14 protein-coding genes are annotated in these 21290 nt (G+C 38.9%); 12 read left to right on the forward strand and 2 right to left on the reverse strand.

The genetic code is table 11. From position 1 onward, the window contains the following. Positions 1–267: 267 nt before the first annotated feature. Positions 268–4287 (forward strand): SpaA isopeptide-forming pilin-related protein, encoded by a 4020-nt coding sequence (locus JJN12_RS05045; RefSeq protein WP_208428659.1) that lies wholly within the window; start codon positions 268–270, stop codon positions 4285–4287. A gap of 260 nt (positions 4288–4547) precedes the next feature. Next, positions 4548–8588, forward strand: a complete 4041-nt coding sequence (locus tag JJN12_RS05050) for a SpaA isopeptide-forming pilin-related protein (protein WP_208428660.1) — start codon at positions 4548–4550, stop codon at positions 8586–8588. 468 nt (positions 8589–9056) lie between these two features. Here JJN12_RS05050 and JJN12_RS05055 read toward each other — a convergent pair whose 3' ends face one another. Further along, positions 9057–10331 (reverse strand): IS110 family RNA-guided transposase, encoded by a 1275-nt coding sequence (locus JJN12_RS05055; protein ID WP_208428661.1) that lies wholly within the window; start codon positions 10329–10331, stop codon positions 9057–9059. A 295-nt stretch (positions 10332–10626) separates the two neighbouring features. On the opposite strand from JJN12_RS05055, the gene JJN12_RS05060 reads away from it, so the two are divergent. After that, positions 10627–11166: an HdeD family acid-resistance protein gene (locus JJN12_RS05060; protein WP_208428662.1), complete on the forward strand. Its 540-nt coding sequence runs from the start codon at positions 10627–10629 to the stop codon at positions 11164–11166. Between the two features lie 187 nt (positions 11167–11353). Here JJN12_RS05060 and JJN12_RS14710 read toward each other — a convergent pair whose 3' ends face one another. Continuing rightward, positions 11354–11704 (reverse strand): helix-turn-helix domain-containing protein, encoded by a 351-nt coding sequence (locus JJN12_RS14710; protein WP_408610913.1) that lies wholly within the window; start codon positions 11702–11704, stop codon positions 11354–11356. 223 nt (positions 11705–11927) lie between these two features. Here JJN12_RS14710 and rpsU point away from each other — a divergent pair, with 223 nt between their 5' ends. The 9 genes from rpsU (at position 11928) to miaB (ending at position 21278) form a co-directional block, all read left to right on the forward strand. After that, the gene (gene rpsU, locus JJN12_RS05070; protein ID WP_021886387.1) at positions 11928–12104 is read left to right on the forward strand and encodes a 30S ribosomal protein S21; all 177 of its coding nucleotides are present in this window, start codon (positions 11928–11930) and stop codon (positions 12102–12104) included. A 90-nt stretch (positions 12105–12194) separates the two neighbouring features. Further along, positions 12195–13193: a PhoH family protein gene (locus JJN12_RS05075; RefSeq protein ID WP_208428664.1), complete on the forward strand. Its 999-nt coding sequence runs from the start codon at positions 12195–12197 to the stop codon at positions 13191–13193. Beyond that, entirely contained in the window at positions 13190–14599 is a 1410-nt protein-coding gene (locus JJN12_RS05080) for a hypothetical protein (protein ID WP_208428665.1), read from the forward strand. The genes JJN12_RS05075 and JJN12_RS05080 overlap by 4 nt, the downstream gene beginning before the upstream one ends. Next, positions 14577–15083 (forward strand): rRNA maturation RNase YbeY, encoded by a 507-nt coding sequence (gene ybeY, locus JJN12_RS05085; protein WP_208428666.1) that lies wholly within the window; start codon positions 14577–14579, stop codon positions 15081–15083. Before JJN12_RS05080 ends, ybeY begins: the two co-directional genes overlap by 23 nt. A gap of 1 nt (position 15084) precedes the next feature. Beyond that, on the forward strand, positions 15085–16215 hold the full coding sequence (locus JJN12_RS05090) for a DUF3048 domain-containing protein (protein WP_208428667.1): 1131 nt from the start codon (positions 15085–15087) through the stop codon (positions 16213–16215). A gap of 7 nt (positions 16216–16222) precedes the next feature. Further along, positions 16223–17485, forward strand: coding sequence for an aminoacetone oxidase family FAD-binding enzyme (locus JJN12_RS05095; RefSeq protein WP_208428668.1), 1263 nt, complete (start codon positions 16223–16225; stop codon positions 17483–17485). Next, on the forward strand, positions 17482–19089 hold the full coding sequence (locus JJN12_RS05100) for an NAD(P)/FAD-dependent oxidoreductase (protein WP_208428669.1): 1608 nt from the start codon (positions 17482–17484) through the stop codon (positions 19087–19089). Before JJN12_RS05095 ends, JJN12_RS05100 begins: the two co-directional genes overlap by 4 nt. A gap of 10 nt (positions 19090–19099) precedes the next feature. Continuing rightward, positions 19100–19684 carry a 5-formyltetrahydrofolate cyclo-ligase gene (locus JJN12_RS05105; RefSeq protein ID WP_208428670.1) on the forward strand — a complete coding sequence of 195 codons (585 nt, stop codon included), beginning with the start codon at positions 19100–19102 and terminating at the stop codon, positions 19682–19684. 55 nt (positions 19685–19739) lie between these two features. Further along, the gene (gene miaB / locus JJN12_RS05110) at positions 19740–21278 is read left to right on the forward strand and encodes a tRNA (N6-isopentenyl adenosine(37)-C2)-methylthiotransferase MiaB (RefSeq protein WP_208428671.1); all 1539 of its coding nucleotides are present in this window, start codon (positions 19740–19742) and stop codon (positions 21276–21278) included. Positions 21279–21290 lie beyond the last annotated feature (12 nt).

Raw genomic sequence — 21290 nt, forward strand, 5'->3', positions numbered from 1 at the left:
GTTACTTAGATTACAGACTTACTGAATAAAACCACGAAAGCATACACAGAAAACAAATTCTTCGTTAAATGCAACAAAGAAAATGATTTTTGTGTATGTTTTTTTTACTTGCAGTTTTCGTGAATTTCTGATATAAATGTTACAAGTAATAAATTATAAATAACTTAATACGTTATTTGTAACCCGTAGACACCCAAAATATGGGACATTTACTTCTTTCTGCTGATGGCAGGAGGCGGAAAAACAATATTAAAGGAGAGAGAACGTATGTGGAAGAAACATGGATCTGCACTGTTAGGTCTGATACTCACGGTTGCTATAGTGCTAACCGGAGTAAAACTGCCTGAATTTGTAACGGCAGCGGGTAATGACAAGACTAGTCTTGTGCAAAGTACTGCTAAGATGACCATCTCACAAAAGCAAGGATATGATGGTTATAAGCCTGTTACAGGAGATATAAATACAGAAAATGATATTCAGATTGACATGTCATTTACAGGAGTATTTAATCAGGCGCTTGATGCGGATAAGCATATCGAAAAAGGTGATTATGTAGAGTTTAACTTAGGTGATAAGCTTAAGTTTGCAGGAGACAATGAAGCACTTGATAATATTAAAGAGCCTATCATTGACAAAGCTTCAAAGCTTAAGATATGTGATGTAATCTTTACAAAGAGTGCTGATGGCAACGTTAAAGCAAGATTTGATTTTTCAGACACTGCTGATGAAGTCTTTGAAAAAGAAAGCACGACTGTAGGTGCTTCTATCAAAGTAAAGGTTGACCTATCAAAGCTTGATTTTGTATCAACTACTGAGAAGGTAATTAGAATCTTTGGCAAAGAGTACAAGGTTGGTACAATTGATGACGATGCGAAGTTAACAAAAACCGGAGTACTTGATGTAAAGAACTCTAAGATTGACTGGACTATTACAGTTGAAAGGTTTGTAAAGGGAGTAGAGCCAAAGCAGCCTCTTAGCCTTGAAGGATATACAATAGAAGAAGACCCTGAATCACTTAAAGAATTAGGTAATAACTATATCCCAGGAACATTCACAATCAATGATAAGTCTAGGGATAAAACATCAGGTCTTAATGTATTTTATGAAAGTGGTAGTGAGTATACAAGAATTTTGTCTTATACAATAAAGGCGGATGATCTTGATGCTAATAATAACAACAAAGCAGTAATAAAGCTCAGTACAGATGTTAACTTTGGTGGCGACTTTAATTGGGGTCAACGCAGTTACAGCAATAGAGCAAGATTAGTTAAATACGGAACAAGCAAATACTGGGATGCATATGCGGGAGTTGTTGTTAAGAAAACAGGTCAAAAGACTGGTACTTATGATGCCAATACAAAGACAATTACCTGGACTATAGACTTCAACTACCCTGAGTATAATCTTGGTGATGTAACTATTTCAGATGAACTTACCAAGGATAATCAGGGCAGGATACCACAGAAATTTAAGAAGGCATATATCCAGTATTACGATAATACAAGCTCTAAATTTAGTGATACTAAGACTGAAATAACACCAGTGATTTCAGGCGACAATCATACATTTACCATACCTAATGTCACAGGTAGATTTAAGATTATCATTGAAACAGAGATTGAGCCAGACAACTATCGTATAGACTTTAGCAATGATGCATACGTATGGTGGAATAACAATGTAAAGAATAAATCAAAGCTACATGCTGATATCTATACTGTACCTGGCGGTAACATAAAATTTGGTGAGATTAACAAGACCGCTAAAAGCCAGACATTGGCAGATAGAGATGAGGGATATGTAGGTGGAAGAGGCGATTATATCGGCTTTGAACCTGAGTGGACAGTAACAGCTAATAAAGATGCTGTGTCTACTCCTGGCGACTACTATATGTACGATGCGTTCATTTTTGATAATAGTGTTAATGTAGACAGTAAAACAATAAATACAGCTAATGGCTTCTCCATAAGAAAAGTAGGAGACAACAGCGTTACGGCTCTTGCAAGCGGTGCGAGCTTTGATAAGGTATTTTCAAGTAATGTAATAAATAGAGATACAATTTATAGAAGACATCAGAAGCTTGTTAATCCTGAAAGCCCTGTTACAGAGGCTACAAGCGGAGTGACCAATTCAGTATATGAAGTCCTTAAGGGTGGTGTAGTAGTTGGCCACATACTTGAGCTTAAGCTTGTGCAGGGAGTAGATAACTATGCTAAGTTTAAGTCAAGAGTTATGGACAAAGACCTCGTTGTATTAGACCGTAATGACGGTGTATATCAGGTACAGAATTATATTGCCCTTACAAAGGGAGCTCACGTAGTACTTAATAAGATGGTTGGATACCACTATCAGCCAAAGCTTTTGGATAAGCATGTACTCTCAAAGACAGCTGCAAAGAAGTTCCTTACTGATTATAATGCAGAGGCTACAAACAGTGATGTATATGACTCTGTAAACAACAGAGCAATTGACAACAGAGACACAGCTTATGACAGAGATACCAGATCTGTAGTGTTTAAAATAAGTGTAAATGCAAAGGATATCAAGGATGTAAACGGTGACTTAGGAAAGTTTATATTAACAGACGAATTAGATTCCAACCTAAAACTTGCACCAATAAAGGATAATAAGTACTTCCTTATCTACAAGGGTGAGCCTACACTTAAGTACAAAGATACAAATGAAGCAGATCAGAGATATGGCAGTGTTCCGACATTTTCTAATGATATCACAGGAGAAATCGGCTCACTGGTAAATGCTGTAGGTAATCCTCTTTCAGATCAGGAAATAACTGATAAAGGCATAACCACCGATATTAGAAGTGATGGTTTCCATAATGATTTGATTACTTTCTCGTTTGACAAGATAGACAGCCCTTATGTTATCTTTGTAAAGGCTGTAATGAAAAAAGACATTACTGCTAATGAAAAAGGCGAGGTATGGAACAATGCCACAATTAAGCTTGATGGCAGTTATTCCACTATTTCTAAAAATGCATATGCGAAGTATGATGAAAGATTCCTTTGGAAGAACCATGACGCAGATAAGGTCTTCATCGATGACCATGGCTACATCAACTGGAATGTGTACTACAAGCCATACAGAGTATATGCTGCCAACGATACAGCTACAGTTAGACTTGAGGATGAGGTAAACCGTTACCTTGTACTTAGAAAAGAAAAGGGTACAGACAAGCTTATATTTGCAGATGATAACTATAAGGTATGGAAGGGTGAGTATGACGATGCCGGTAACTTTGTTAATGCGGTAGAGATTACTACAGGACTTGATGAAATATTCAAGTATGACCTTGCAAAGAAGAAGCTGGTTATGCATATTCCTGATAGAAACGCAGGATACAGATTCTCATATATCACAGACTTTGCAAAAGATGTGGAAAAGAACGCTTCTCTTGAGAATAGCGTTGCTCTCATAGAGGCAGACAAAGTGGTAGGCCGTGAAGTAAGAGTAAGCCACCAGGTGGAAGCTAATGTCTGGGGAAGCCTTAAGGATATGAACTATAATGTGCTTCAGATAATCAAGAAGAATATTGATGGTGAAGCGCTTGCAGGAGCAAAGTTTAGCTTAAAGAGACTTGCAGACGGAACAGTTACAGAGAAGGATATGGGAACTGTTGAGACTGTAACAAATGGCGCTGTTAAGTTTAAGAATCTTGTTGCTGGAAGCTATGAGCTTACAGAGACAAAAGCACCAGAAGGTTATGAAACAAACGGAGTTGTATATAAGATTAAGGTTGTTGAGCTTGAGAATGGTGATTTGAGCATCGTATTAGATGGCAACTATGAAGGAAAGGCAAGCTTTGAACAGAAGGTACTTACAGTAATCAACAATAAGAAGCCTGTAACACCTCCAACCCCACCAACACCTGAGAAGCCAGTGGTTCCACCAACACCTGAGAACCCAACACCACTGATTCCGGTTAATCCTACAACACCTAATACACCAAACCCAACACCTTCTATACCTTCATATCCTATAAACAATACACCAAATCCAAATGACCCTAACAGTCCTGATGAATTTGAGGTTATAGGAAATGATGGAACTCCTCAGGGTAAGGTTGTTAAGAAAACCAAGCCAAATGGAGAAAAGGAGTATATCTTTGAGAAGGATAAAACACCTTTAGACGGATTTAAGGCAAAGAAGAGCCATACCAAGGCACTTCCTAAGACAGGTGGCGCATCCACAGTTTGGTACTATGCAGCAGGAATGGGTCTTGTAGTTATGGCAGGCTTTACATTTAGAAAACGTAAAGAAGAAGAGTAATAAGTATAAAATACAGATATACCGATAAAGGTTACCAAAACATACACGAAAATCAAAACATTTGTCAAATGTGACGAATAAAATGATTTTTGTGTATGTTTTTTTTACTTGCACTTTTTGTGGATTTTTGGTATAAATATTACAAGTGGTAAAATATATGCCAAATATTTTGCTATTTGTAACCATGAGGGATCCCAAGGAAGGGATATAATCTTTCCGCAGGTGCGGGAGGGGAAATAATTTACAAGGAGAGTAAAAATATGTGGAAAAAACATGGAACAGCACTATTAGGAATCATACTTACGTTAGCTATATTGCTAACCGGCGTAAAGCTTCCTGAATATGTAGCCGCAGCAGGAAATGACAAGACAAATCTTGCAAAGAATGTGAACGTAACTATCTATCAACAAGATAGCAGTAACGTTGAAAAGCCTGTTACAGGAGCAATAAATACAGCAAATTATATTAGGATGGATGTATCCTTTAACGCTGTGTTTAACAAAAGTTTAACTGAAGAAAACCGCATTAATAAGGGCGACTATATTCAGTTTGATTTAGGAAGCAAGCTAAAGATTAATGGAAGTGTTAATGAAGTTGTGCGCCCTGTAGAAGATACGGCATCAAAACTTAAGATTTGTGATGCTATCTTTACCTGTGATGACGATGGAAATATCAAGGTTAAATTTGATTTTTCCAACACAGATGACGCTGTTTTTGAAAAGGACAGCACTTCAATAGGTGCATCAGTTACCTTAATTACTGACCTTTCTAAGTTTGACTTTACTACAACCAATGAGAAAGTGATTAGAATTTTTGGTAAAGACTATCAACTTGGAGAAATAGTCGGTGATGTCAATCTTACAAAGACAGGCGTTCTTGACGTGAAGAACTCTAAGATTGACTGGACTATTACAGCTGAAAGATATGTAAGAGGAGTTACCCCAAGGGTACCTCTTAGTATAGAAGGCTATACCTTCCGTGACTATCCAAAGGGTGGAGTAAACGGAAACAATTTTATAGAAGGTACATTTACCGTAAATGGTAAATCAAGAGATGAATCATCAGGCTTATCAATTGCAACCCTAAGAGATACAGGATATACCAATATCATGTACTATACAGTAAAGGCAGATGACCTGGATCCTTCTAATGTAGGTAAAGCAGTACTCAAGTATAGTACTGATGTAAACTTTGGCGGTGATTTTGGCTCTTCAGGTGTGAGAAATTATCCTAATGATATACACCTCATAAAATATGGAACAAGTCAGTTCTGGTCTAAACATAGAGACGTTACCGTTAGAAAAATGGGAGAAAAGCTTGGAAGCTTCAATGAAGGCACTAAGACAATTACCTGGACAGTAGAGTTCAACCGTCCTGAGTATGACTTAGGAGATGTAACCATTTCTGACGAACTTACCAAAGATAAAACCGGAAGAATACCTCAGAAATTTGAGAAGGCTTTTGTACAGACTTTTGATAAGACAAAGAATACCTGGAAAGAGGAAAAAACAGAGTTAACTCCTGTAGTTTCTGGAGATAACCATACCTTTACCATACCTAATGTTAAAGAGAGATTCCTTCTTACTATCCTAACAAAGGTAGACGCTGATAATTACAGTTCACGATTTGACAATGATGCGTATGTATGGTGGAATAATAACATTAAGTTTAAGACAAAGCTACATGCATCTATCTTAGACGTACACGGTGGCAATGGTCAGATAGGTACAATCAATAAGACTGCTAAAAGCCAGTTAGCAGTAAGCAGTGATAATGCTTTTGACGCAGGATTAGGTGAGTATATAAGCAATGAGCCTGAGTGGACAATGACTGCTGATAAAAATACAATAGCCGCACCTGGTGACTACTACATGTACGATGCCTTCATTTTTGATAAGAATGTAAGGGTAGATAGTGATACAATCAACTCTACGAACGGATATTCACTTAGAAAGCTTGGTGAAAGCAGTGCTGCGACACTTGCAAGCGGGGTAAGCTTGGAAAAATTATTTCCAAAGAATCCTGCTGGTGATGAGACCATGGGCAGACACCAGAAGTTAATGAACATTAACAAACCAATCACTGATGCTACAAGTGGTGTTACAAATAATGTATACGAAGTAGTTAAGGATGGTAATGTAGTAGGACATGTCCTTGAGGTAAAGCTCGTTCAGGGAGTAGATAACTTTGTTAAGTTTAAGTCAAAAGTTATGGAGCACAATTTGATTGTATCCGAGCGTGAAGACGGGTTAAACAGGCTTCAGAACTACTACTTGCTTGCGTCAGGAGGCAACGTATTACTTAACAAGATGGTTGAATACCATTATCAGTCAAAGCTTCTTGATAAGCAGGTACTCTCAAGAACAGCGGCTAAGAAGTTCCTTACCGATTATGATGTAGCAGCTGCAAATAATGATGTGTTTGACGCTAACAATAAAATTGCTATTGATAATACTGAAACAGCTTATGATAAAGAGACAAGAAGCGTGGTATTTAAGATTAGCGTAAATGCAAAAGACATTAAGGATGTTCAGGGTGATATAGGTAAGTTCGTATTAAGCGATGAATTATCTTATCATCTAAAGCTTGTACCTATTAAGAAAGAGGAAGGCCGCGACAAGTATTTCCTCATCTACAAGGGAGAGCCTGCTCTTAAATACAAAGATACCAGTGAAGCTGACCATAGATTCGGTAAGTTTGCTCATATACCTTCTGACAGAGCAAGAAGCGTAGGCTCCATTGTTAATGCTGTTGGTGAGCCTCTTAGCGACAAGGAAATATCCGATAACAATATATTTGCGCTTCTCGATAAAGACTATTATAATAACTATAATAAAATAAGATTTACATTCGACAAGCTAAATAGTCCTTATGTTATTTTTGTAAAGGCTGAGCTTAAGAGTGACGAGCCAATGAATGAAATTGGCCAAGTTTGGAATACCGCAAAAATGTGGATTCAGGGCGATGAAAGAGCCTATATTCAAATTGAGAAGACTGCGAAAGCTGATTACGACGATAGATTCCTTTGGAAGAATTATGATGGCGACAAGATCTTCATTGACAAGAACGGCTACATAAAGTGGAACCTCTTCTACAAGCCTTATAAGGTTTATAACGATAACAATGAAACCAAGCTCAGGCTTGAAGATCAGCTTAAAGGAAATCTTGTGCTTAGAAAAGAAAAGGGTACTGCTAATCTTGCCTTTAATGATGACAATTACAAAATCTGGAAGGGTAGCTTTGATGCAGAAGGAAATTTTGTAAATCCTGTGGAGATTACAGAAGGACTTGATAAGATTTTTGTTTATGACCTTGAGCAGAAAAAGTTAATAGTCAATATTCCGGACAATGACACATCATACAAGATATCATATATTACCGACTTTGCACCGGATGCAAAGAAGGGTGATGAGCTTGAAAATGATGTAGTCCTTATAGAAAAATCAAAGCAGATAGGTAGGAAAGTTGGTGTTAAGCACAGCATAGAAGCTAATGCTTGGGGAAGTCTTAAGGATATAAACTATGACAAGCTTCAGATCGTTAAGAAGAATGCCGATGGTGAAGAACTTGCAGGAGCAGAGTTTAGATTAAAGAGGCTTGCAGACTCTAACGTAACTGAGCAGGATATGGGAACAGTAAAGACTGTTACAGATGGAGCAGTTATGTTTGAAAATATCGTTGCAGGCAGCTATGAGCTTACTGAGACAAAGGCTCCTGAAGGCTATGAGACAAACGGAGTTACTTACAAGATAAAGGTGGTTGAGCTCGAAAATGGTGACTTAAACATTGCTTTAGACGGTAACTATGAAGGTCAGGCAACACTTGAGAAGAGAGTGCTTACGGTAATTAACAAGAAAAAACCTGTTACGCCTCCTACTCCGGTTAACCCAACACCTGAGAATCCTAAAAAGCCGGTTGACCCACCAACACCTGAGAATCCGACACCTCTGATTCCGGTTACACCTAAGACACCTGATACACCAACTCCAACACCTAGCATACCTTCATATCCAATAAACAATACACCTAATCCTAATGATCCTAACAGCCCTGATGAATTCGAGGTTATAGGAAATGATGGAACACCTCAGGGTAAGGTTGTAAAGGTGACTAAGCCTAATGGAAAGAAAGAGTATGTATTTGAAGATGATAAGACTCCTTTAGATGGCTTCAAGGCAAAGAAGAACCGTAAGGCGCTTCCTAAGACAGGTGGCGCGGCTACAACTTGGTACTACGCTGCCGGTGCAGGACTTGTACTTATGGCAGGTTTTGCATTTAGAAGACGTAAAGAAGAAATCTAATAGGATTCATCTGATTTACTTTTAGTATATTATACATTAGGTAAATAAAAATATGAGATTCCCACCCCGCTTGAGGGTGGGAGTTTTTTTGCGCAACAGGGGATAACTGCCAAAGTAGGTGCAAAACCAGATTGCATTTAAGCTTCAAAACTACAACGATTACTTGACACAAACCATTCAACCCACTTCAGTTGACAAAGAGCCTTTTTTTCTGTATACTCGATTTATCAAAAATATGAAGGGCAACAAAAATAACAAACGATATTAAAATTAATTTTTTCACGCAAGCAAAAAAAAACAACTGTATTCAAGTGATTGCCAATCATGATCCGGACATTGCTCCGCATGTAATAGAACTGTGAGGTGGATAGTGTGAAAGAAAGTATAGGAAAGCCATAGATTGGCGCACTTAACTAAGCTGTCTAAGGCAGGCAACTTTTTGAAGTGTTATTGAGTTAGAAAATTCGATTAAGAAGCTACTGGCTCATCAGGAGGAAGTAGTCCCTCTCGTTGCAATAGTTTCTTGGCTTGCTTGATAGCTTTTGCCTTTTGTTTTTCAATAAGAGCTTCAGGCACATCGATTTTATAAAGGTCGCTCGGATTCCACTGCTCGCCAGTAGACAGCATTTGGTAGATGGCAGTAAGAATCATACGGGCAATAGCGATAATGGCTCTTTTCTTGCCACGACGTTTAACAAGAGATTCATATTTCTTTTTGTAGTAAGGAGATTGGTCAGATTTTACGGCTGCATGAGCACACTGTACTAATGCAGGTTTGAGGTAGACTCCGGCACGTGTAATCCGAACAGATTTCTTCTTACCAGCAGATTCATTGCTGCCAGGTGTTAAACCAGCCCAACAGCATAAACGTTTGGAACTTGAGAACTGAGACATATCCGTACCGATTTCGGAGATGATAGTTATTGCACTATCACATTTGACACCCGGAATGGTACAGAGGAACTGGACAGCATTTTCAAAATCAGGATTAGAAGAAATCATATTTTCTATCATTTTATCAACATCTTTGATTTCTGCTGTGATATAATCCATATGTGCGCGGACGAGGCGCATACGGTATTTTTGGGCATCAGTCATCTGATATCCTTCGACGGATTCTATAACAGCATCTTCTTTGGATTTGAGGCTCCGAAGAAGCTTAGATGCGATTTCTTCGTGGTTAATGGATGTACCCGATTGTTCAAGTAGATAGTCGATAATGGACGTGGATGACTTCCCAAAGATATCGGAAACAACAGAATCTAATGCAACATTACAAACAGTAAGAGCATTCTGGTATCGATTCTTTTCACTTGAACGGCAGGAAACAAGCTTGCAACGATAGCGAGTGTATTCCCTGAGAATACGGACTATCTTACAAGGGATATAGCTGCCTTTGACAAGTCCGAGACGGAATAAATCCCCAATCCATTTAGAATCTTTGGTATCATCTTTGTTGCCTTTCACAGCCTTTACCCACTTGGGATTGGCAATGACAACATTGATCTCATCTTCCAGAAGATTAAAGACAGGAACCCAGTATTTACCTGTGGATTCCATGCAGACATCATGACAATCATTGTCGAGAAGCCATTGCTTGAACTCAAGAATTGAATTGTTAAAGGTGGAAAAGCGCTTCTTTTGGTAAGATGGTTCAATGCCACCCGTAGTTTTTACAATCGTGGCAACGAGAAAAGATTTGTGAACATCGACACCACAACAGGTTTGGTAAGTAACTTTCATAGTCAGACTCCTTTCGTAAATGATAAGAAGCCATTGACTGAACTGCCACACAATTAAACTAAGGCGCTTAAGCAATTCTTAGTGTACGGATTCGTAATACCACTCATTTGTGCTTGAAAAGGCAGAACTTACACTGATTATTATGCTGTCTAAAACGAAGAAAGTTATTACAACTCCTCCTCACGTGCTTTGTAGTATAGCTTCTTGCAAACCATTTTAAAGCATAACGTAGAGAGTTGAAACACTTTCATTACTATTTGTGCCGCCAGCCGAAGGCGGCGGAATGGAGATTATTATGAAAACAAGTAGAATCGTAACCTTTATCCTTGGAATTGTGATGATCATTACGGGCATGTACTGCCTTATGAATCCGGTTATGACATATATGACGCTCGGATATGTAGTCGGCGTCAATATGATCATTGACTCCGTTGGCGGTATCATACTCTGGCATGAAAGAAAGAAGGAGGGAATGTCCTCCGGTTGGGAGCTTGCCGGAGCGATTGCTTCTCTCGTATTTGGCATCATCCTGATCGGCAGTACGGCTATGCAGCTGATCGTAGATATGACAATTGTTTATCTTGCAGCAATCTGGCTGATCGTAGTAGGTGTGATCCGAATCATGGTGGCGCTTCGTATCCACAAAGTAAGAAAGGCTCTCGATGCAGAGATCCTTGGAAGACGCTGGTGGCTTATCCTTATTGCGGGAATCCTGCTCATTGTCTGCGGAGTGCTCAGCCTGTTCAATCCGACAGGTCTCATTGTTGCTATCGGAATCAATTTTGGATTGAACATTATTATTGCCGGGGCGAATATGATTGCTGTTGCGGCTTAAACAAAGATAAGACTAAATGATAAATTATATCAATAAAATCAGACTGAATTTAATCAAATTTGGTTTGATTTTATTGCTTTGGGCGAAAAAAGAGTATAGCAAACAGACCTGAAACTGCATCTTTCAGGTTAAATGCAACGGTTTTTAGTGTTGCGTTTACTTTGAAAGGTATTTACTTTATTCCTGTTTAGTGTTTTAATAGTTTTGGAGTCAAATTTACATCACTTTCGCTTATTATTTTAAGCTTTAGTTTTGTACATCCGTTGCACAGCTTTACCTTGGAACCGTTCCGGTGTTCACAGCTTCTTTTGTCATAATGTTCACAGTATTTTTTGGCAAGATGGCAGGAGCGGCATTTTTTATTACAGTCTTTGGAACCACATACATGCTTAACATTGCATCCATTATAATCATTGCAGTCACAGGAATTAGGCATTTTGACAAGTGAATGCTTATGTATTTCTCTTGAAATGGTAGAAGGGGATTTCTCGAGGAAATCAGCAATACTTCTGATTGAAAAAACCTGTGCCAGCAACAATATCTTTCAATGTAAATGCAACAGAGGTACCTGTCAGAGTAAGTGCAACACCATGTTGCATTTAAGTTGAAAAACTACTACGAAATCCTGCGCAAGCAGTAATTAAAATTTCGGCTTGACAAATGGAGTTAAATAGTGTAGAATACCTATTGTGCTATGGTTATTATTACCCAATCAGTTGTCGGCACTAAATCTACAGCTGGAGGGGAGGGTTGGTGAGAGAATGTCAAATGTAATCGTTAAAGAAAACGAAACTCTTGATAGCGCTCTTCGCCGTTTCAAGAGAAACTGCGCGAAGGCTGGTATTCAGCAGGAGATTCGTAAAAGAGAGCATTACGAGAAGCCATCTGTCAGACGTAAGAAAAAGTCTGAGGCTGCTAGAAAACGCAAATTCAAATAATTAAAGTTGAAAGGACGCAGTGTCGATATGGCTCTGCGTCTTTTTAGCGTATTAATTAGTTTTATTATTAACAATAAAGGAGCATATAACTTGGCAGTTTCTGAAATTACAATAAATATACCGGTTAGTCACGAGTCAAATGTATCAGGTGCATTTGACAGTAATATCAAGATAATAGAGAAGTCTTTTGGGGTAGAAGTAGTCTCAAGAGATGGAGTTACACATATAAAAGGAAATAAAGAAGATGTGAGAGGGGCTCTTAAGGTAATGGAGCAGCTTTTAGCCCTTTCTCTTAGAGGAACTGATATAACTGAGCAGCAGGTAAACTATGCCGTTTCCATTATCAAAGAGCCTGTAGATTCTGCTGAGAGTCTTGAAAGCATAGATAAAGAGATTATTGCACATACTGTGAGTGGTAAGCCTGTCAAGCCTAAGACTATCGGTCAGAAGAAGTATGTAGACCAGATTAAGAAGGATATTATAGTATTTGGACTGGGTCCTGCCGGTACGGGAAAGACCTATCTTGCTATGGCTATGGCTATTCAGGCCTTTAAGGATAACAAGATAGAGAGGATAATATTAACAAGACCTGCCATAGAGGCGGGAGAAAAGTTAGGATTCCTGCCGGGAGATTTACAAAGCAAGGTAGACCCTTATCTAAGGCCTTTATATGATGCCCTTAACCAGATAATGGGAGCAGAGACCTTTCAGGCAAATGCAGAAAAGGGACTTATAGAAGTCGCTCCTCTTGCCTATATGAGGGGAAGGACTCTTGATAATGCATTCATCATACTGGATGAGGCGCAGAATACCACTCCTGCTCAGATGAAGATGTTTCTTACAAGAATAGGCTTTGGCTCTAAGGTTGTTATTACAGGAGATTTAACACAGAAAGACCTTGCAAACGGTGTCAAGTCAGGTCTTGAAGAGGCGGTTAAGATACTTAAGAATATTGAGGGGATAGGTTTTTCTAACCTGACCAACAAGGATGTGGTTCGTCATCCTTTAGTACAAAGAATAGTTACTGCTTATGATGAGTACGAGAAGAAGAATCTGCATAAAGAAAATAAAAGGAGCTATCGTAGATGACCGTAGATGACCCTAAGCATTACTTTTTACAGGATTGCTATATATTTTTTTCAGTACCCCTATGTGCAGCCTTTGGGATGCTTCAATTCGGAGATATATTTAAGGCTGTTGGAATCACCCTTTTTGTCTGTGCATTTTGTATAATCTATAAGTTATATGACAGATATACCAGGGCTGCTTTAGATAATAAAAAGTGTGGAATCAAGCAGGAGATTTTTTCTGTATCAGGATTTATATTTACAGTGTGCGTTGCTGTATTCTCGGATATATCTACGCTTAGATGGCTGTTTTTGATAGGGATATTGCTATCAGTGTTTTTCTCGGGGATAATCAGCTCATTTATGTCTGTTTTCGCCTATGTGCTTATAACTACAATATTTACTGAAGCTACACCTGAGTATGTGGCAAAGAGTCTCTTAACGGCTGTTATACTTATCATTCTAACCAGATACTACTCAGACTTTGTGAGCTTGGTTTATTCGATTATCTGTTTGTTGTCATTTGAAGCAGCCTTCTTTTTGATTCTGCACGGTATGGATATGGAAATGCTTTTTAGCCTGTACTATCTAAAGGAAGCATTGATTATAACCATCTGTGTCATAATAGGCTGGCTTATGTTTAAGCAGATAAACTCCATTATTAAAGAGGCGGAAGTTACTGAAGGCACTGAGGCTAAGGATGAAACAGTTGATTTAGATGAAAAAGATGGCAAAGCTGTATCTGATGTTATGGAGTCTGAAATAAAAGTGGCAGACGTAGAAAAAAGTAATAAAGATGTAGATACTACATCTGTAGAACAAGAAATAATCCTTACAGAAACTGTTGTAGCTGGGACTGTCGGTACTAACGATATTGTCCTAACAGATAAGGAGCCTGAAGATAAAGATTATTCGTATCTTTTAAGTGAAAATAATACTGCGTATAAACTGATTTCAGCTAATGAAGAGCTTTTTAATAAGGCATCTAGGACTTCTAAGCTCGTTAAAGATATAGCAAAACTCATAGAAGGAAGGGTAAGTCTTGCAGAAGTAGGTAGTTTCTTTGCTGAGTGTGGAAGAGCCGTAAGCAATAACTATGTTAAAGAGGGGCTGATTCTAGCCAAAGAAAATAATTTTCCTATTGAAGTTACAGACTTTATAAAGGAGCATAATTTTAAGCTTGGTTATCCGAGGTCTAAGGAGACAGCCATAACCATGATAGTATGTAAGCTTAACCAAACCATTGATTTCTTAGACGGTAAAGGGCTAAAGAGAAGTGTAACAGCTATAGTAGACATCGTAATGGACTCATGCTTGATGGCGGGAAGGCTTGATGCATCAGGTCTTTCTCTTAATGAATACAAATTCATAAAGGATTATCTTTTGGAGGAGGCAAGGGTAAGCTATGACTATTTTAGTGGAGAATGAAGTTAATAGAGAGCTTGACTTTGATTATGAAGAAGTTATTGAAGCTGTAATTAATAAGACTCTTGAAACCGAGAACTGTCCCTATGAAACCGAGGTAAATGTGCTTCTTACGGGAAATGGAGAAATACATACAGCTAATAAGGAATTTAGGGGAATAGATAGGCCTACGGATGTGCTTTCGTTTCCTATGGTTGACTATGATTATCCTTCTGACTTTTCTTATGTTGAAGCAAATCCTGAAAGTTATATAAATCCTGAAACAGATGAGCTCCTGCTGGGAGATATCATGATTTCTGTCGATAAAGTATATGAGCAGGCAGATGAGTATGGGCATAGCAAAAAAAGAGAATTTGCATTTCTTATTGCTCACAGTATGCTTCATTTGCTGGGATATGACCATATAGACGAGGCAGAAAGAAAAGTGATGGAAGTAAAACAAGAAGCCATACTTGATGCCCTCGGTATAACAAGAAATGGAGGATGATATGAAAAAGAAAATATTAGTTACCGGATTACTGGCTGTTACCTCAGTGTTTATGCTTTTATCTGCTTGTGGCAAAAAGGCAGACAATGTTACCACTTCAAGTGCAAAGACTGAGTCATCTAAAGCAGTTGTAGATAATAAGCCTGCATCAAGTCTGAATATATCATCGACTGTAACACCTGCAGGAGCTATTAAGCCTGAGTATACCAGCCCTTTAAGCGGTAAGGCTCTGGATAAAAAGTATAAGAATAAGCGTCCTTTCGCCTTTATGTTCAACAACATAGAATTTGCCTATCCACAGACAGGAACAGGCAGAGCGGACATTTTATATGAAATCCTTGCAGAGGGAGGAATCACCAGACTTATGGGAGTCTTTGACTATATGAAGGGAGATAGGATAGGCTCTGTAAGAAGTGCAAGACATTATTATGTGGACTTTGCTAATGAGTTTGATGCCATTTTTATTCATTTTGGTCAGACACATTATGCCATAGATGAGATTAAAAAACTTGGAGTAGACACTGTTTCCGGCCTATCCTGGGAGGGAGCTAAGGCATTCTACAGAGATAACACTATCCGCGCACCTCACAACGCTTTTGCAAGTGCCAAGGGTATAATGCAGGCTGTAAAGGACAAGAAAATAAGAACGAAACCAAGAAAAGGCCTTACTTCACATTTTAATTTCTCGGATGAAGAGGTTAAAAATGATGAGAAGGGTTCATTTAAGTCGGAATATGTGAAGGTTCCTTTTTCAGCATATATGACTCCTTACTTTACTTATGGAAAAAAGGACAAGTCTTATACCAGATTTGCTTTTGGCACCAAACATATCGATAAAGGTACAGGAAAGGCTCTTAAGTTTAAGAATATTTTTATTCAGTTTGTAAATGAGTACAACAAAGACCACAATGGCTATCAGACAATGGATTTGATAAATCAGTCAGGAAGCGGTTATTATATAACAAACGGCAGAGGAATAAAGGTTTATTGGAAGAAGAAAGGCGACGCGGACAAGACTAAGTTCTTCTATGACAAGGAGCATAAAAACGAAGTGCTTGTAAATACAGGTAAGACATACTACGCTGTATTTCCTGCAAATAGGAAAGATATGGTTAAATTTAAGAAAAAATAGAGGAATTATGGCTAACGATATTCGTGATTTAATTATTATTGGAGGCGGTGCTTCAGGTATGCTTACAGGAATAATTGCTGCAAAGAGAGGGCAGAGCGTAAGCATACTTGAGCACAATAAGACTCTCGGTAAGAAGCTTGCCATCACAGGTAATGGGAGATGCAACTTTACCAATATTTATCAGGAACCATTCTGCTACAATAGCGGAAATATTGAAAAATCTTATAATATTATCAATACATGGGGGAAAAAAGGAATAACAGACCTTTTTTCTTCTTTTGGTATTGAATGGATGGTAAAAAAAGGAAGGAGCTTTGACAGGGCCTACGCAGGCTATGTCTATCCTGCCGGAGAAAGTGCAAAAGAATTTGTAAACATACTTAATGATGAATTACTTAGGCTCAAGGTAAAGATTAAAACGAATATAAGTGTCACAGACATAAAGCCTATATCTGAGGGCTTTGAGATAGTTACAGAAAGTGCAGGAGGCTATTATTCATATTTTGCAAAGAAAGTTGTCATCGCTTGTGGAGGACTTGCTGCACCAAGTACGGGAAGTGATGGGAGTTTATTTGCGGTTATCAAGAGTCTCGGACATACTATGATTAAACCTCTTCCTGCGCTTACATCAGTAAAAACAGATATTTCACTTTTTGCAGGCCTTAGGACTGTGGCTGAGGTTAAAGCTATAGCATATGAAGATGGTAAAGAAGAATCAATCGGCAGTGAAATAGGGGAAATCCAGTTTACCGAGCAGGGTCTTAGTGGCATACCTGTTATGCAGCTTTCAGGCAAGGTGGCAAGGGCTATAGACGAGGGTAAAAAGGTGGATTTTTTCTTGGATTTTTGTTATGAAACCTCAGAGAGCGAACTTCTTGAAATACTTAATAAACGTAGAATAGTGTTAGCTGATAAGATTTCTGACAAATTTTTAACAGGCTTTACCTATGAGAAGATATCAAAGTATTTAACAGATTCATTTTTAGGAAGTAAAACCAAGGTAGAAGATATCCCGGATGATAAAATTATTTCGGTTACAAGGTGGCTTAAAAAGTCAAAATTTGCTATAATATCAGTTAGCGGTTTTGAAGCTGCACAGACAACCTCAGGCGGTGTCTCGATGGACGAGGTTACAGATAATCTGGAATCAAAATTTGTTCCAGGGCTTTTCTTTGTAGGAGAGGTACTTGATGTGGATGGACTTTGTGGAGGATACAATCTGACTTGGGCCTTTGCAAGTGCCTTAGAGGTTGGAAATGGAGGAAGATGATAGAAGGTAAATTACTTCAGGTTTCGCAGGTAAAGCTTCCTGTAGGCTATACAGCCGAGGATGTGAGGAAGGCCTGTATTAGAAAGCTTAAGATAAATGATAATGAGATTTTGGCTTATGAAACCAAGAAAAAGTCAATTGATGCAAGAAAAAAGGATGACATACATTATAGCCTATCTGTAGTTGTTTCACTTACTGACAAGGCTTATAGCAGGATTATATCTGCAAGAAGACCCGTCCCTGATGTAACTCTCTACAAGGAAGAAAAGCTTGAGATAAAAAGAATTACAAAGACTGATGACAAAATAAGGCCTGTGATTGTGGGGAGCGGCCCTGCAGGACTCTTTTGTGCCTATGTGCTTGCCCTTTCGGGCTTAAAGCCGATTATCGTTGAACAGGGACAGGATGTAGAGAGGAGGACTGCAACTGTAGATAAGTTCTGGGAGACCGGGGAACTGTCTGAGACAACCAATGTACAGTTTGGTGAAGGAGGCGCCGGCACCTTTTCTGATGGAAAGCTAAATACCATGGTAAAGGATCCGTATAGAAGAATTCCTTTTGTGCTTGAGACCTTTGTAAGGTTCGGTGCAGATCCTGAAATCCTATACCTCAATAAGCCCCATATAGGGACTGATGTACTTAAAGATATACTGATAAATATGCGTAAGGAGATATTATCCTTAGGCGGTAAGTATAGGTTTGAAACTAAGTTTACTGACTTTGAGACAAAGAAGGGAGATATCAGCCACATTGTGCTAAATGATGAGGAAATCCTTCCTTGTAAGGAACTGATTCTAGCCATAGGACATTCTTCAAGGGATACCTTTGAATTGCTCTCATCAAAGGGGATAATTATGACTCCTAAGCCTTTTGCAGTAGGACTAAGGGTAGAGCACCCACAGGAAATGATAAGCAGATACCAGTACGGAAAGATGTATGACAGACTTCCGCCTGCAGATTATAAGGTGACAGCAAAAGGAGTTGAAGACAGGGGGGTGTATTCGTTTTGTATGTGTCCCGGCGGATATGTAGTCAATTCTTCTTCCGAAAAGGGAGGAACCCTTGTAAATGGTATGAGCTATAACGATAGAGGCTCCAAGAATGCCAACAGTGCAATAGTGGTAGCAGTTAATCCTGCCGATTTTGGTGCAGATGATGCACTTGCAGGAGTGAGATATCAGAGGGAACTTGAGAAAAAGACTTATGAGCTTGCAAAAGGTGCTATCCCTATCCAGCTCTTTGGAGACTTTAAGGAGAATAAAAACAGCACAGGCTTTGGAGGGATAACCACTGTATCTAAGGGCAGAACTGAATTTGCAAATCTAAGAGAGATACTGCCTAAGTATATAAGTGAGTCAATCATCCTTGGCATGGGAAGCTTCGGTACTAAAATAAAGGGCTTTGACAGGGATGATGTAGTACTGCTTGGTGTAGAATCAAGGACCTCGTCTCCTCTTAGGATACTAAGGGATAGTGAGAGCTATGAAGCCAATATTACAGGTATATATCCTATAGGTGAGGGAGCAGGCTATGCAGGAGGCATAACAAGTGCTGCTGTAGACGGCGTTAAGGCTGCTCTTAAGATAATAGAGAAGAGAATTTAGAGGTAGTAATTTGCAGGATAAAAATAGTTTTAGAAAAGTTGTAAAGGATAGGAGAGGTAACGGCTTAACCGCCAATGAAGATGGAATAAATGCAGAGATAATAGTAAACAGGTATTTAGACAGTGAATATTTTAAGAAGGCTGATATTATCTTTGCTTACTCTTCAATGAAAGATGAAATTCCGACTGAGAGAATCATACAAACTGCCTTAAAGAGTGGTAAAAGGGTTGCTCTTCCCAAGGTGATTTCTCCTGTCTCAGATGGTGCGATGATGGAATTCTTACTGGTTGACGGGGATACTTTATATGATAGGGGAGTTTATGGTATAATGGAACCCGGATGTGGAGAGAGAGTTTCTCCTGCCTTGGGCACTAAGAGGATTGAAATCCTTATCCCGGGGCTTTGCTTTGACCTGGAGAAGAATAGAATAGGCTATGGAGGCGGGTACTATGACAGGTATTTGGCGCAGTTTGATAGAAAGAGATTTCACGTTACGGCCTTAGCCTATGAATACCAGATATTTGAGGCTGTTCCTGCCAAGGAGTATGATGGCAAGGTTGATTTAGTTATAACTGAAAACAGATGGATTGATTAGGACGGTAATAGAGTAATCCGAATTATGACGGAAATAAAGATTAGATTGGATAAAAATGGAGAATACAGTAAATAATATATTTAAGGTTGAATATGACTTTGACAAAGTAAGAGCCTTAGAACCTGTAAATGAGCCCGAGAGGCAGTTTTACTACATGGAAAAGGCTGCTGAGGTATACAAGCTTATTTGTGAAAATGCAGGTAAACGCCTTACATTTTCCTGCAATACCTTTGGATGCCAGATGAATTTTAGAGATTCAGAAAAAATAGCTGGAATACTTGAGAAGATAGGCTTTGTAAATAATGAGGATAAGAGCTCTGATTTTGTTATCCTAAATACCTGTACAATCAGGGAGAATGCAGACCAGAAGGTATATGGAAACCTGGGTTATCTTAAGAAAATGAAGGAGCTAAACCCTAACATGATGATAGCCCTTTGTGGATGTATGATGCAGGAAAATACAGTAGTGAATAAGTTAAGAGAAAGCTATTCCTTTATTGACCTTATTTATGGCACTCATAACATATACAAGCTGGCGGAACTCGTTTTTGCGATGTTTGCATCCAAGAGCTATGCCGCACACAATCCTGTAAAAAAGAACGGAAAATATAAAATTAAGCATACAATGCTTGTGGATATATGGAAAGATACCGATAAAATAGTTGAGGACCTTCCTGATGAACGCAAGTATTCATTTAAGGCGAGTGTAAATATCACCTATGGCTGCGATAATTTCTGTACCTACTGCATAGTTCCTTATGTAAGGGGGAGGGAGAGAAGCAGGCGCCCTGAGGACATAGTTAAGGAGGTGCAGTGTCTTGCAGATGCAGGTGTAATCGAGATTATGCTCCTCGGTCAGAATGTCAATTCTTATGGGAAAGGACTTGTAAGTGAATCGGGTGAAGACATTACCTTTGCAGGACTTTTAAGAATGATAGAAAAGGTTGATAAGATTAAGCGTATCCGCTTTATGACACCTCATCCAAAGGATTTTTCAGAGGAGCTTATTGAAGTAATTGCAGCTTCAAAGAAGATATGCAGGCACATTCACCTTCCTTTTCAGGCAGGAAGCAACAATGTGCTAAAGAGGATGAACAGGCGTTATACCAAAGAATCTTATCTTGAACTTGCAGGCAGGATAAAGAAAAGAATCCCGGAGATTGCTCTTACTACTGATATAATCGTGGGATTCCCGGGAGAGACTGAAGAGGATTTTGAGGATACTCTTGACGTGGTTAGACAGGTTCGCTACCAGAGCGCTTATATGTTTGAGTATTCAAAGCGTACAGGGACTCCTGCCGCCGCTATGGAGGACCAGGTGGATGTAGAAGCCGTTAAAAGAAGGTTTAAGAGGCTTCAGGACACTGTGGCAGAGTATTCTGATGACAAGCTTGGAAGTCGGGTTGGACAGATGGTCGAGGTTCTTGCTGAGGAGGTCAACAGTGAGTCGCCACTTGTCATAACCGGACGTATGTCTGACAATACCTTAGTGCATTTTAGCGTGCCTACTGACAATAAGGATGATTACATTGGCAAGCTGTTAGATGTTAAAATCACTGAGAACTGCAGATTTTATCTGATGGGAGAGTTATAACTTAGGAGATAA

This window comes from Catonella massiliensis, assembly GCF_016651435.1.
Taxonomy (GTDB): Bacteria; Bacillota; Clostridia; order Lachnospirales; family Lachnospiraceae; genus Catonella; species Catonella massiliensis.